At 70.6% G+C, this 14,248-nt stretch carries 5 protein-coding genes; 3 read left to right on the forward strand and 2 right to left on the reverse strand.

Annotation, left to right across the window (positions count from 1 at the left end):
• Positions 1 to 321 precede the first annotated feature (321 nt).
• Together AB0B01_RS30000 and AB0B01_RS30005 are read left to right on the forward strand one after the other, a co-directional pair.
• The gene (locus tag AB0B01_RS30000; RefSeq protein WP_361725859.1) at positions 322 to 678 is read left to right on the forward strand and encodes a VOC family protein; all 357 of its coding nucleotides are present in this window, start codon (positions 322 to 324) and stop codon (positions 676 to 678) included.
• Positions 679 to 995: 317 nt separating this feature from the next.
• Positions 996 to 1,292 carry a poly-gamma-glutamate hydrolase family protein gene (locus AB0B01_RS30005; protein ID WP_361725862.1) on the forward strand — a complete coding sequence of 99 codons (297 nt, stop codon included), beginning with the start codon at positions 996 to 998 and terminating at the stop codon, positions 1,290 to 1,292.
• 63 nt (positions 1,293 to 1,355) lie between these two features.
• Here the strand turns inward: AB0B01_RS30005 and AB0B01_RS30010 are convergent, their stop codons facing one another.
• The gene (locus AB0B01_RS30010; RefSeq protein WP_361725865.1) at positions 1,356 to 1,628 is read right to left on the reverse strand and encodes a hypothetical protein; all 273 of its coding nucleotides are present in this window, start codon (positions 1,626 to 1,628) and stop codon (positions 1,356 to 1,358) included.
• The gene (locus AB0B01_RS30015) at positions 1,619 to 8,779 is read right to left on the reverse strand and encodes a polymorphic toxin-type HINT domain-containing protein (RefSeq protein WP_361725868.1); all 7,161 of its coding nucleotides are present in this window, start codon (positions 8,777 to 8,779) and stop codon (positions 1,619 to 1,621) included. Before AB0B01_RS30015 ends, AB0B01_RS30010 begins: the two co-directional genes overlap by 10 nt.
• 382 nt (positions 8,780 to 9,161) lie before the next feature.
• On the opposite strand from AB0B01_RS30015, the gene AB0B01_RS30020 reads away from it, so the two are divergent.
• A complete protein-coding gene (locus tag AB0B01_RS30020) occupies positions 9,162 to 14,111 on the forward strand; it encodes an FG-GAP-like repeat-containing protein (protein WP_361725871.1) in 4,950 nt (1,649 codons plus the stop codon).
• The last annotated feature ends 137 nt before the right edge of the window (positions 14,112 to 14,248 follow it).

Genomic DNA, 14,248 nt, shown 5'->3' on the forward strand with positions numbered 1-14,248 from the left:
CCTGGGGGGGTACTGGGGTGGGGGTGGTTTCTTCGGGTGGAGCCTGCGGTTCGGTGATGGTTTCGGCGGCCCCCACGGGCCGGCCCGGACGGTTCTTCGTTTCCTCAGCCGATCTTGAGCGGGTGGTCGGGAGCGAGGTCCACGGCGATGCGCTGGGCCACCGTCTCGGCCGGGTTGCCCTCGGGGCTGCGGGGACCCTGCGTCGTGGAAACGGCGATGGACAGGCGCTTCGCGGGCAGGTACGCCTGGATGGCCGCGTAACCGGAGAACGACGGGTTCTGCGGCCCGGCCGCGGTCCGCCGGACGCCCTAAGCTCGCTGCATGGCACTGGAGTGGGAGCAGACCGTGGTGGACGCCCGGGACCCGGGCCGGCTCGGACGGTGGTGGGCCGAAGCGCTGGGATGGGCCGTGGTGAACGGCTCCCCCGAGGAGTACGAGATCCGCCCGGCGCCCGACCGGCTGCCGGGGCTGATTTTCGTACCGGTACCGGACGAAAAGACGGTGAAGAACCGGCTCCACCTGGACTTCCGGCCCGACGACCAGGCCGTGGAGGTGGCCCGGCTGCTCGCGCACGGCGCCAGGCGGTGCGAGGTCGGGCAGGGCGGGGCGGTGTCCTGGACGGTGCTGGCCGATCCCGAGGGCAACGAGTTCTGCGTCCTGGCCTCGCGCGCCCGCTGAGCCGGGGCGGACCGGGCGCCCGGCCGGCCGGGCCCGCCGGGGAGTCGGAGATGATCAGCGCATGAAGATCACCAGTCGGCGTGACGTCCTGACTTCCGTGGCGGCAGCGGCCGCCGGTCTGCCGCTGCTCAACGACCTTGCCGGAAACGGCGCCACTGCCTCCGCGGCCACGACCACGACCACGGCCACGGCACGGGCGACCGGTTCCCCTCGAATGCCGCGCTGTACAGCAGCACCGGCTTCCCCTGACACGGAACCTGGCGTGGGCCTTCGACCGGCACGGGTTCACCCCGTCGGCCGCCACCCCCGACCTCGCGGTGACGGTGACCGTCGCCGGGACGGACAGCTCCCTGAACGGCGACGACCCGGCGAACATCGTCAACCGCACCCGCACCGCGGCCGGCGCCCAGCTGGAGATCTCGACGAAACTGCGCGAGACGATGTTCGGATCCTTCGGCAGCGCCCCCGACCGCAGACGGACCGCCGGGGTGGGAGACGGCAACCAGGCCCACTTCCGGAACGGCTTCGTGGGCGCCGTACGCGAAGCCCTCGACCGGCACGAACTCGGCCTCGACGACCTGCCGGAACCGGTGCCCTACACCGGCACCCCCTAGAACGGGCGAGCCCCGCCGGACGCGTGTCCGGCGGGGCTCCCCCAGTGGTTCAGAACGTACGGGCTACCAGGGCGGCAGCGGCAGGCCCGCTGCGCGCCTGGGCTCCAGGAAGTCCTCCCGGAAGATCTCCAGGGAGGCCCTGAGCAGCGGGATCTCCACTTCCGCACCGAGGTGGGCCAGCGTGGCCGACTCCTCGTCCATGCGGAACTCCAGCAGGAGTCCACCCCGCCCGGCGTCGGTCATCTCCACCACTTCCATGGCGTCGAAATCCTCGCTGCCGAGCACGGTGAGGGCCGCGTACTCGTGCGCCCCTACGGTGAAGAGCCTCATAGCCATCCCTCGAATTGGAGTCCGCCGCCCCGCAGGCTCCATCTCCCGCCGCGGCCGGTGGACGACTCGATGATTTCGAGAACGTGCCCACCGTAGAACGGCGTGGACGGGTTGATGGATCTGGTGGCCGTGGAACTGCCGAGGAGTTCATTTAGCAGCACCTCGGCCCCGTCGTTCAGCGCACGGTAGTCGTTCTTGCGGTTGGCCCCGTTGAGGAACGGCAGGTACTTCTTGACGTGGTCGGCGGTGCGCTTGACCGGGTCGGTGTGCTTCTGCAGGGCCCGGCCGGCCTCGGTCATGTGGAAGTCGCGCTGGAACGGCTTGCCGTTCTTCGGCGGGATCTCCTTCACTGCCGCCGCCCGCAGGTCGTCGTCCGTGGCGTTCTTGAGAGTGCCGCAGTTGTGGACCAGGACCGCGGCCGCGCCCGCACGCACGTAGTACGTGTGCGTGTCGGTGACCGTCAGGTTGTGGACCCGCTGTGCCTGCGTCCACGCAGCCACGGAGGTGACCTGCACCCACGTCCCGGAGGACGTCTGGAGCCACTGACCGGCCTTCAGCTCGCCGGCGTCGACCCAGCGCCCCTGCTCCGGCACCCAGAAGGGGTGGCCGTCGGTGGCCGTGATGACGTCGGTGGCCGCTCCCTTGTCGCCGTCGGTGTCGACGGTGATGCGGACCAGGTGCTTCTCGCCCTCGCCGGTGATCCGTGCGGAGACCGGTTCGGCGGTGGTGGTCCCGGTCTGCGGGTCGGTGGTGAGGACCTGCTCGCCGATCTCCACGTCCTCGATGGGCTTGGCGGAGCCGTCGGCCATCACGACCTCGGTGCCGGGGGTGAAGCTGTTGCGGACCTTGCAACCGCCTCCGCCCCCCTCGCCGCTGTCGTTCTTCGTGGCCTTCTTCGGCTCGGCCGACTTGGAGGACTTGCCGTGCCGGTCGGCCTTCTTGGCGCGGGCCGCCGCCTCCTTTGCCTGCCGGGCCGCGGTGGCCTTGGCCTCCTCGGCCTTGCGGGCCGCCGCCGCGGCGCGTTCCTGTGCGGCTCTTCTGGCCGCGGCCGCTTCCTCCTCCAGTTTTCTGGCCCGTTCGGCCGCTTCCTCGACCTGGCGTTTCCATTCGGCCAGGTCCTCGGCGTACTTGGCCATCGCCTGCTGGTAGCGCTCGACGCGCGCGAGGATGTCCCGCGCGAGCTTCAGCTTGCCCATCCAGCTGTTGAAGGCGTCCCAGGCCCGGTCCAGGGCCTTCAGGATGCGCTTGGCCTTGCCCGCGAAGGGCAGGGCCGCCTCGAAGGCGAGGCCTGCGCAGGCACCCCAGTCGCCGCCGAGGCAGGCCTTGATGTCGTTGTAGCCGGAGGCGTCCTTGAGGATGCCGATGGCCACGTCCAGCGCCACGTCGAGCGCGCTGCGGCCGTTCGCCCAGTTCGCCCAGGCCACTTCCGCGTCGGTGAAGTCCTTGATCGGCATCACCGGCGGCGCAATGGCCTGGCCTGAGGGGTCCGAGAACGTCACGGGCGAGTTGTTGGCGTAGGCGTACGGGTTCTGCTGCGCGGCCTCGCTGTGGTCGACGATCGGGTCGACGGACAGGAACCGCCCGGTGGCCGGGTCGTACTCCCGGGCCCCCAGGTGGACCAGGCCGGTGGACTCGTCCATCTCGCCGCCGACGAAGGCCTTCTTGCCGGGCCACACCGCCGGGGCGGTGCCCCGCGCGTCACCGAAGGGGGTGAACTTGCGGCGGGTGACGGCCTGGGTGGCCGCGTCGACGGCCGTGGTGGCCGTGCCGTTGTTGTCGGCGAGCAGGTAGGAGGTGGCGACCGTGCCGTCCTTGGCCGTCTTCACCATCGTCGGGCCGGCCGTGTGCGCGTAGTAGCGCGTGGCCTCCACCGCGCCGTTCGGCTTCAGCTTGACCTCGGTGCCGGGCAGGTACAGCGTCGTACCGGCCGGGTCGCGCTTGATCAGGCGGTTGCCGTTGGCGTCGTAGAGGAACTCGGTCGTCTTCGCACCCTCGGTCACCTTGGCGAGGTGGCCCTCGATGTCCCACTCCATCTGCTGGGTGTTGCCCTGGACGGTGCGGGTCTTGGTGTTGCCGACCTCGTCGTAGGTGAACGAGTCGCTGCGGGTGCCGCCCGGGCCGGTCGTGTCGACCCGCTGGAGGCGGTTGGCGCCGGGCTTGCCCGGGGTGCCGTACCCGTAGGAGCGGATGACGTCCTTGGTCAGGTCGCCGGTGGTGGAGTGCTGGACCTCCTTGGTGCGGTTGCCGGCCGTGTCGAAGGAGTACGACGTCCAGTACGGGGCCGGACCGCCGACCTTCGGAGCGGAACCGGGGCCGGTGGCGTTCGGCTTGACCGCGCAGTCATCGCTCGCCGTCCACGCCTCGCTCATGCGGCGCATGTAGTCGTAGGCGAAGCACTGCGTGTCCGTCGTGCCGGTGGCGGCCGCACCCTCCTGGTCCTTGACCTTGAGGATGTTGCCGACGGCGTCGTACTCGTACGACGTGTCGTTGATCCGGCCCGGGGCCTTCTCCCGGTCATTGACGGTGCGGGTCAGGCGCCGGGTCTGCTCGTCGTAGAAATTGGTGGTGAACAGCTGGGAGCCGGCGGCCCCGGTCTCCGTGCGCAGCACGTCGCCCATCGGCGAATAGTCGACCTTGCCCACGAACGTCTTGCCCGCCACGCCCATGACGGTGGGCAGTTCGAAGTGGTTGTAGGTCATGGTGACGCGCTCGGCGGGGAGTCCCCCGACCGCGGGCTGCTGCGTCCACGCGGTCAGGCCCGTGTTGGGCCGGTAGCCGGTGGAGAAGGAGTACGTACCCGCGAGCGCGCCCTCGGACTTCGGGATGGTGACCGTGGATCCGGTGGGCCGGTACCCCTGGTCGTAGCCGGTGATCGCGTGGGTGTACGCGTTGCCGCCCACGTAGCGGGTCGAGGAGACCGGGAGACCGACGGCGCCCGGCAGGGTGTCGTAGACGATTTCGCTGAGCTTGGCGCCGGACAGCGTGCCCTCGTGGGTCTCGGTGACCCGGCCCAGGGCGTCGTAGGCGAACGCCACGGTCTTGTTCCGCTGGTCGGTCACCGACTCCAGGCGGTCGCCCTTGCCGAAGACCTTGGACGTGGTGCCCTTCTCCGGGTCGGAGATCTTCGTCTGGCGGCCCCGGATGTCGTACTCGAAGGACCAGGTGTCCCCGGCCGCGTTGACGACGCTTTCCAGCTGGCCGCGCCGGTCGTAGCCGTAGCGGGTCGCGTCGTAGGCGCCGGTCGGCGAGTCCGAGCGGAAGTAGCGCAGCTCGGTCTTGCGGCCCTGGCCGTCGAGGAACGCCTGGGTCGGCGTCTCGCCGGTCGGCGGGTCGACGGTGATGCTGTCGCCGCCGTACGTGGTGGTCGTCCGCGAGGTCTCCTCGCCGAACTTGCGGGAGATCTGCGCGGTGGCCCGGCCGCTGCCGTCGTACTCGGTGACGGTGGAGGACGGCACCTCGTTGTCCTTCGGGGCCCACTGCTCGCCGGAGGCGGTGCCGCCGGTGTAGTAGGCGCCGTTGGACTTCCACACCTGGCCGAGGCTGTTGTAGAAGGTGTCCGCGATCAGCCGGCCGCCACCGAGGGCTTCCAGCTGGGTCTGGCGGATGCGCAGGCTGCTGTCGTAGATCTCGTAGCTGCTGCGGTAGGTGCCGTCGTCGACGAGCGACTTGGTGGTGATGACGACGGGCGCGTCCGGGCGGACGTCGTAGGCGAACTCGGCGTCCGGGGACTTGGTGTCGGGGTCGCGGTCCGGGGACCACGCCTTGGCGAGGCGGCCGAGTGCGTCGTACTGCATGACGCTGCGGCGGCCGTTGGCGTCCTGCTTGGCCAGGATCGAACCGCGGCCGAGGTCCGTCTCGGTGGTGTCGGTGTGGCCGAGCGGGTTGGTGGTGACGACCTTGGTGACGATCTGCCCGGCGGCCGGGGTGTAGTCGATCTTGGTGACCTTGCCGAACACGTCGGTCGTGGTCTTCGGGCGCCCGTAGGAGTCGAAGGTGAGCGAGCCGTCCAGCGTGTACTGCGGCTGACCGCCCGCGTAGCCGGACAGCGACTCGGAGCGGACCACGTTGCCGACGGCGTCGTAGGACAGGCGGGCGTCGGAGATGACGTCCTCGGGCCTCTTCACGTCCTTGGCGTCACAGGCCTTGCCGACCGTCTCGATCCGCTTCTCACGGCCGATGATCCACAGGGATTCGTCGGACTCGTACTCGTAGCGGGTGCAGCTGTCGTCCTTGGGGTCCGAGACGTCGCCGAGGTCGGAGACCGACTGCGGCTTGCCCTGGTCGTCGAGGACGGTCTCCTGCGCGGTGCGCCGCCAACCCCGGTTGTCCGAGAGCAGGGTGCGCGAGGAGACGTTGGTGGTGCCCCGGACGAAGGACTGCAGTGGCTCGATGCCCTCGCGCACGCGGGTCGCCGTCGGGCCGTGGAGCCACGGGGTGTAGGTGGTCGCCGCCTCCAGGGCGCCGCCTTCGCCGTTGTAGGCCAGGACCTCGCGGGTCTGGCCGGCGAAGAGGCGGTGGTCGGCGATCTCCTTGCCCTCGGAGTCCTTGACCGACACCTTGCGCTTGCCGCCCGAGGGGGCGGCCCGGTCGCCGTCGAGGCCGCGGAAGAACAGCGTCTCGGTCAGGGACCGCTTGTCCGGCGCCGCACCGATCAGCGTCCGCACGCGTTCGTAGCCGCGCCACTGCGACCACGTGCGCGTGTGGGGGCGCATCGCCTCGGTCTCGTCGTCGTACGCCCACGCCGGCGCGCCCAGGTACTGGTACTCGGTGACGCGCGTCGGGGAGTTGCCGTTGCGGTCCTCCTCCTGCACCCGGTCGACGACGTGCTTGTGGAACCAGTCGGTGACGTAGAGCTTCTTCTCGCGCTTGGGATCGCTCGGGTCCGGTATCTCGTTGATGACCGGGTAGCAGCGCAGGGTGTTCGACTCGTGGGACGCCGGGATCACGCGCGGGTTGGCGGCCCGGCACTCCGGGTCGCGGTAGTGCACGTTGACCGTCGAGCCGGTCTCGGTGTCGATGGCCTCGATGCGGTAGCGCAGGAACGGCGGCTTGCCGTCGTCCATGCCGTCCACGCGGTTGGGCAGCTGCTTGCCGCGGAAGGTCACCGGCGGGAGGCTGATCTCCTTGCCGTTCTTGCCGGTGTGCTGGACGGCGGCGAGCCACAGCGGGTAGTCGGTGCCGTCACCGGTCTGCGGGAAGTCCTGGGTGAGCTTCCAGGTGTCGACGGGCTGGTGGGCGGTGCCGTTCCAGACCTCGGTGGTGATCTCGGTCAGCCGCTTGCGGGTGAAGAAGGTCGGCGTGAAGCGGGCCTTGCACTCCTCCTTGGCGGCGCACAGCTGGTCACCGGGGGTGTCGGGCCACATCTTGGCGATGTTCCAGTCCACCTCCGGCTTGAGCTTGTCCTCCGCGCAGTCGAAGTCCTTCGTCTTCAGGCAGCGCTCGGCGACGGTGAACCGCACCTGGGCCGGGGCGTTCGCGAAGAGGTTGTCCTTGCGCAGGCCGTAGGAGATGTGGTCGAGCCAACCTCCGCGGTCGTAGGCGCGGTTGGTGGAACCGCCCGCGATCTTGTAGTTCGACCCGTAGTGGTTGACCTCCTTGTTGTACCAGTAGGTCATCGCGTTGCCGCGCGGGTCCACCACGTAGTCCAGGTTCCAGCGGTAGACCTCGTCGCAGACGGAGTTCGCGAAGTCGCCGGCCTTGAAGCAGTCCTCGCCCGGGTGGTTACCGTAGACCGGCACCAGCAGCGCGGAGTGGGTGACGGGCTTGCCGGTGCTCCAGCCCGGCACCTTGTTCAGGCCGAAGTGGAACTGGACGCCCTGCGGGGTCGTGACCCGCCAGTACTCGCCCTTCTTGTCGCCGTTGTCGGCGCCGGAGAGCAGTTCCACGCGGGAGCCGTCGTCGTCGGACGGGCGCCAGACGCCGGTCTTGTCGTCCCGGACGAGCTGCGTGGAGCCGCCGTTGAGGGACATCGTGACCGTGGAGACGGCGTGGCAGAGATCGCCCGTGTCGTCCTTGGGGTTGTTGAACCCGGAGCCCTCCTTCTTGTCCTGGCTGCAGGGGATGAAGGAGCGCTCGATGAAGTTGGACCCCAGGTCCCAGCCGTCGCCGACCCAGGAGGTCTGCTGCGAGGACGCCGAGGTGCGGCCGTCGATCTGGGCGCTGGAGTACCCGAGGGCCAGCGACGGGCTGGGCCCGCCGAGCGAGGCCGGCACGTCGAGCGGGTAGGACCAGGAGAAGTCACCGGCCGAGCCGCCCGCCTGCCAGGAGCCGGACGGGCTCAGGGAGGTGGCCTTGAAGGTGCCGTTGGCGCCGTCGGCGCTCGGCGCGGCGGCCAGCACCGTCGGCGCGGCCGCGGCGGCCGAGGCCAGCATCATGGGCGTGGCCGAGCGGGCGCCCTTGGTCGCGAACGAGCCGGTCGCGGCGGCGGAGCCGGGCTGTGCGGCGGTGTCGACGGTGGCCGTGAGCGTGCCCGTGCTCGCGTCGTTGCGCGCGGTGACCGGGGTGGCCGTGCGGCACTCCGGCCGCTCGGGCGTCGTCAGCACACAGGACGGCAGCGCGGTGAAGCGCAGCCGGGAACCCCAACTGCCGCCGTACGCGTTCTTGAAGGCGGTGTAGTCGAGCTCGACCGAGACCGGCGCGTCGCCGGCGCGGATGTCGGTCCGCTTGACGGCCATCAGGAGCCCGCCCGGGACACCCGCCTTGTCGGCGGCGCCCCGGTCGAGCAGGTCGACCTTGACCTTGACCGGGGTGTCGGCGGCCGGGGCGGCGCCGTCGGCGGACGGGGCGGCGAGCGCCTGCGGGGCGCTGCGGTCCCGCGGCCCGGCCGGCGCTGCGGCGGTGATCCGCACCGGCAGCGTACCGGCCTTGGCCGGGCCCGCCTGCGGGGCGGCAGGGCCGCCCGCCGCGGGGGCCGAAAGCATCCGGGAGCGGCCGTCGGCGGGCGCGGAGCCCTGGGGGGCGGGGAGCTGGACCTCGGCGGAACCGGCCGCGGGCCAGGCCACCTTGGGCGGGGCGGTCCACTTGTTGCGCTGGGATTCGCCGGGTGTGGGGGCAGGCTTGCCGACGACCGGCTTGCCGCCGACCTTGGTCAGCTTCTGCAGTGCGGGCGGGGTGGTCTTGGAGGCTGCGGACGCCGGTGGCGAGGCGAGCCCGGTCACGCACAGGGCGACGGACAGGGCTGGTATCGACCAGCCGAGCGCGCGTCTGCGCTTTCCGCCCCTAGCGTACCAATTTCGATTTCGCAAATTGGGTTCCGTCATAGGTCACGCATGCACAAATGTACACACTATTCGAAGGGTGATCCAAGACCGTAACAGTGAGGGCTGCGCCACATTTCCCAACGCCTCTCGGCCAGTAATTGCGTACCGCAAAGTAGGCACCAAGACGAGGCAAAGTCGGACAGATGGCGATCGGAATAGGAATTTCCTATTCCGTTTATTCGGGTGGCGCGCCAGGTCGTGAGAAGCTCGCCCGGACTGATCAAGCCATCCGTGCGCAGGAACCCTCCGTACGTGCCCGGATCGACTACGAGGAACCTCCGTGAGACCACCCCTGGCGCGGCTCCGCGCCACCGGCCAGCCTCGCTTGCGGGCGTCGGCGCTGGTCACAACCCTGGCCCTGACCGCGGGCCTGTTGGGGGCCGCGCCCCTCGCCGCTGCGGCGACGGGTTCCGGCCCTGCCGCCGGCCGCTCGGCGCCCGCCGCCGAGGCCGAAAAGGCCGCCGCCGAGGCCAAGCGGACCGGAAAGCCGGTCGAAATCACCGGCCTGCGCACCGAGACCGACGAGGTGTGGGCCAATCCGAACGGCACGCAAACGGCAGAGCGCTCGCTGGTACCCGTACGGGTCCGTCAGGGCGGAAAGCTCATTCCCGTCGACACCACCCTGCGCAAAGGCGCCGACGGCCGTCTCACACCGAAGGCCGCCGCGATCGGGCTGACGTTTTCGGGGGGCGGCGACTCCCCCCTCGCGGTGATGTCGGAGAACGGCCGCGACGTGGCCCTGAGCTGGCCGGCGCCGTTGACCGAGCCCCGGCTTGAGGGCAGCAGCGCGGTCTACCCCGAGGTGCTTCCCGGGGTGGACCTGCGGGTCAGCGCCACCGTGGACAGCTTCTCGCACGCGCTGGTCGTCAAGACCCGCGAGGCCGCCGCCAACCCGGCCCTGGCCTCCCTCTCGTTCGGCCTGAAGGCCAAGGGGCTGACCGTACGGGCCGAGGCCGACGGGCAGCTGCGGGCCGTGGACCCGGCCGGGCAGACCGTCTTCGGCTCGGCGAAGCCGCAGATGTGGGACGCGGGCGGGCAGAAGGCCGAGGCCGCCGCCGCGCCGCCGTCCCCCGCCACCGCCGCCACCACGCCGGCCCCGGCCGCCAAGTCCCTGCGCTCGGCTCCGGCCGCCGCGCCCGCCGCCGGGTCCGCCGCCCCGGGGTCGGCCCCGGCCGGGGCGCTCCCGGCGCCCGTCGAGGGCGTCACCACCGGTGCCAAGCAGGCCGACCTCGGGGTCCGGCTGAGCGGCGACACGCTCACCCTGACGCCGGACCAGAGCCTGCTCAAGGCGCCCGAGACCACGTACCCGGTCGTGATCGACCCGACCTGGGACGCCTGGAAGCAGGCGTGGACGATCGCCTACAAGCACAACGCGTTCCCGTCCTCGCCGAACACCAACTACTGGAACGGCGGCACGCTCAGCAAGGACGCCCGCGTCGGGTGTGCCCGGGACGCCGCCAACGGCAACGCCGTGATCTGCGCCAAGACCTTCTTCCAGGTCGGCATGAAGGACTACTGGGACAAGCAGATCATCGAGTCCACCCTGCGGATCAAGCAGAAGTCGGCCGGCTCCTGGAGCTGCAAGTCCGGTGACGTCCAGGTCTGGGAGACGGGCACCATCTCCAAGTCCACCACCTGGAACGACCAGCCCGACTGGAAGCGGCTCGTCGACTCCAGCGGCCAGTCCTACGGCGGGCGCAACTGCCCCGGCGACGGGGATGTGATCGAGCTCAACGTGAAGTCGGCGGTCGCGACGGCCGCCCAGAAGCACTGGGGCACCTGGACCTTCGGCCTGAAGGCCGCGAAGGACACGGTCGACGTCTCCTGGCGCAAGTTCGACCCGAACAGCGCCCGCATCTCCACGACCTTCAACACCACGCCTGACAAGATCACGGAGCGTTCCACCGACCCGTCCGTGCCCTGCACGGGAGGGGTCATCGGAACCACCGACCAGATCGTCCTGCGCGCCCGGGTGAAGGACAAGGACAAGGGCGACGTGTCCCTCACCGCCGAGTTCCACTACTGGAAGGACGGCGCCACCACCCCGACCAAGGCCACCGTCAAGGCCAGTAACGGCAACGTGGCACAGCTGCGCATCCCGGCCAAGGACCTGAACGGCACCTACCGGTGGGACGTGCGCACCCTGGACAACGTCGGTCCGGCCGGCCCCTGGGCCGGGCAGTGCCTCTTCACCATCGACCGGACCCGTCCGGACCGGACCCCGCTGGTGAGTTCGAAGCAGTTCCCCGAGGGCGAGGACGACCCCGACAAGACCGGTTTCGCCCGCTCCGAGGGAACGTTCACCCTGAGCGCCAACGGGGTCAAGGACGTCACCGCCTTCGAGTGGTGGACCGACTCCAACCCGAAGGTGAACAAGATCCCCCCGACCACCGTCGGCGGCTCGGTGGACGTCAAGTACACGCCGACCACGGCCGGTCCGCAGCGCCTGTTCGTGCACAGCCTCGACGCGTCCGGCAACCGGTCGAACCTCAAGGAATACCTGTTCTACGCCAAGCGCCTGGCCACCCGTGACAAGCACGGCGACCTCAACGGCGACGGCACGGTGGACATCTGGAGCGTCGACCCGGGCTCCGGCCTGCTGTGGATGCACCCGGGCAAGGGCGACGGCACCTTCGACCTCTCCCGCCAGCTCGACCAGGGCTCCTTCGCGGACACCGTCTCGCTGACGCACCGCGGCAGCTGGAACGAGGACTACTACGAGGACCTCGTCACCCTGCAGCCCAGCCCCGACAACTCCCGCAAGAACCTCTACGTCTACCCCAACAAGGGCGACGGCGACCTGGAGAGCGCGGACGCCAACCGCATCGAGCTCCAGGTGGGCAACCCCGACGTGGACGACCACTGGGCCAACGCGGACCAGGCCGTCGCGATCGGCAGCGTCGACGACGACAACGGCGACGGCAAGGTCGACGACGCCGACCAGCCGGACCTGCTGGTGAAGACCGGTGACCAGCTGTGGCTGTACCGCGGCTCCGCCGTCGGCTTCCTCGACGCCTTCGGCGAGCCGATCCTGCTCGGCAACGCCGACTGGAAGAACATGACCGTCATGGCGCCGGGCGACCTCAACGGCGACCGGCTGCCCGAGATCTGGGCCCGCGACACCGTCACCGGCAAGATCCACCAGTACACCAGCCGCACCACCACGGAGCCGGGCGCGGTCACCGCGGCCGACCTGTCGGTCTTCGCCGACCCGGCGGTCCGCACCACGTCCATCGGCAGCGGCTTCACCGGCGCCGCCTTCGCACACCTGTCCAGCAACGGCGACTTCGAGGCCAACGGCTTCGCCGACCTGTGGTCGCGCGACGGCAACGGCCGCATCACCGAGTTCCCGGGCCAGACCCTGGCCGGCGGTTCGGCGTTCGGCGCCGGCAGGCAGCTCGTGCTGGGCGGCACCTCCTGGTCGGAGTGCCAGGCCTTCACCTCCTCCGCGACCGGCACGCACACCCTGTGCGGCCCCATCCTGGCGAAGTACCTGGCCAAGGGCGGCACCTCGCTCGGCCACCCCACCACGGACGTCCTGGTCCCGGCCGACGGCGTGGGCCGCTACGTCAACCTCCGCAGCGCTGGCCAGACCAGCGACAACGGCTCCATCTACTGGCACCCGAGCAGCGGTGCCTGGGTGGTGTGGGGCGCGATCCGCGCCAAGTGGCTCGCCATGGGCGCCGAGAAGGGCATCCTCGGCTACCCGACCTCCGACGAGAACGCCACCTTCGACAACGGCCGGTTCTCCACCTTCTGCTCCGCCTCGGGCGGCAAGGGCGGCATCTTCTACTCCACCGACACCGGTGCCTGGTCCGTCCACGGCTCCATCTACACCAGGTACACCTCGCTCGGCGGCCCGGCGAGCCCGCTGGGGTACCCCGTCACCGACGAGACCAACGTCGGCGACGGCGCCGTCGCCCGCTTCAACCACTTCCGCAAGCGCTCCGACACCGAACCGACGGCCTCCATCTACTGGACAAGGGCCAACGGCTCCTGGCCGGTCCACGGCACCATCCGCAAGCGGTGGGTCGCCCTCGGCGCGGAGAAGAGCACCCTGGGCTACCCGGTCTCCGGCGAGTACGAGGTCGCGGGCGGCGTGCGCGAGGACTTCGAGAAGGGCTACGTCCGCGCCAACACCACCACCGGGGCGACCGTCGAGCACCAGCCCGGTGACCGCACCGCGCACCTGCGCACGGACCTGTCCGGCGACTTCAACGGCGACGGCCGCAGCGACATCGCCACCGTCTACGACTACGGCGACAACACCACCGCCCTGTGGGTGTTCAACGCGCTGCCCGACGGCGGCTACGAGGCACCCACCGTGCGCTGGACCAGCACCAAGGGCGGCTTCTCCTACCAGCGCGCCAAGTGGGTGGCCGGAGACGTCAACGGTGACGGCCGCGCCGACATCGTCGCGCTGTACGGCTACGCCGACGGCTCCAACGCCCTGTGGAGCTTCCTGTCCAACGCCACCGGCACCTTCACCCCGGTCAAGGGGCTGACGGCCGCCGCGGGGAACTTCGAGTGGGCCAAGGCCAAGCCGCTCGCCGGCGACTTCAACGGCGACGGCAAGGCGGACGTCGCCATGGTCTACGACTACGGCAACGGCGAAGCGGGGGCCCACACCTGGACCGCGAAGGGTGACGGATTCTTCAACTCCGCCGCCGCCAGCTGGCGGACGCCCGCGGGCAACTGGTGGATCGACCACGCCACCTGGCGGGTCGGCGACATGAACGGCGACAAGCGCGACGACTTCGTCGCCCTGTACGGCTACACGGCCGGAGGCGTCGCCGTCTTCACCTTCCTCGCCCAGCCGAACGGCGGCGTCGCCGCCCCGGTGAAGTCGTGGACCCAGCCCGCCGGCGGTGCATGGGAGTACGCGAAGATCAAGTTCACGGTCGGCGACTACAACGGCGACGGCCGCTCCGACGCCGCGCTGATGTACGACCACGGGGACGGCCACGCCTCGCTGTCGACGCTGCTCGCCAAGCCCGACGGCACGGTCGGGGACGCGGTCCGCAGCTGGGACACCCCGGAGGCGAACTGGTACGGGACGAGCGCCGGCATGCCGGTCTCGGGCGACTCCGACGGGGACGGCCGGGACGACATCTCCTCGCTGTACAACTACGCGAACGGCGCCTCGGGCACCTTCACCTTCAAGAGCCGCCCCGACGGCGGCTTCGAGAACGGTTTCCTGAGCTGGCAGACCCTGCCCGGCACCTGGTGACCGGAGCCGCACCACGGTGACCCTCCGGCGCAGGTGAGCGCCGATCGCACCGGGGCCCCGTACCGCCTCCACCCGCAGACCCGGCCGCTGCGCCCCCGCCCGCCGGGTGAGGGCGTGCCCGGGCGCCGCCTGGCGCG

This window comes from Streptomyces sp. NPDC044571 (assembly GCF_040647115.1).
Taxonomy (GTDB): domain Bacteria; phylum Actinomycetota; class Actinomycetes; order Streptomycetales; family Streptomycetaceae; genus Streptomyces.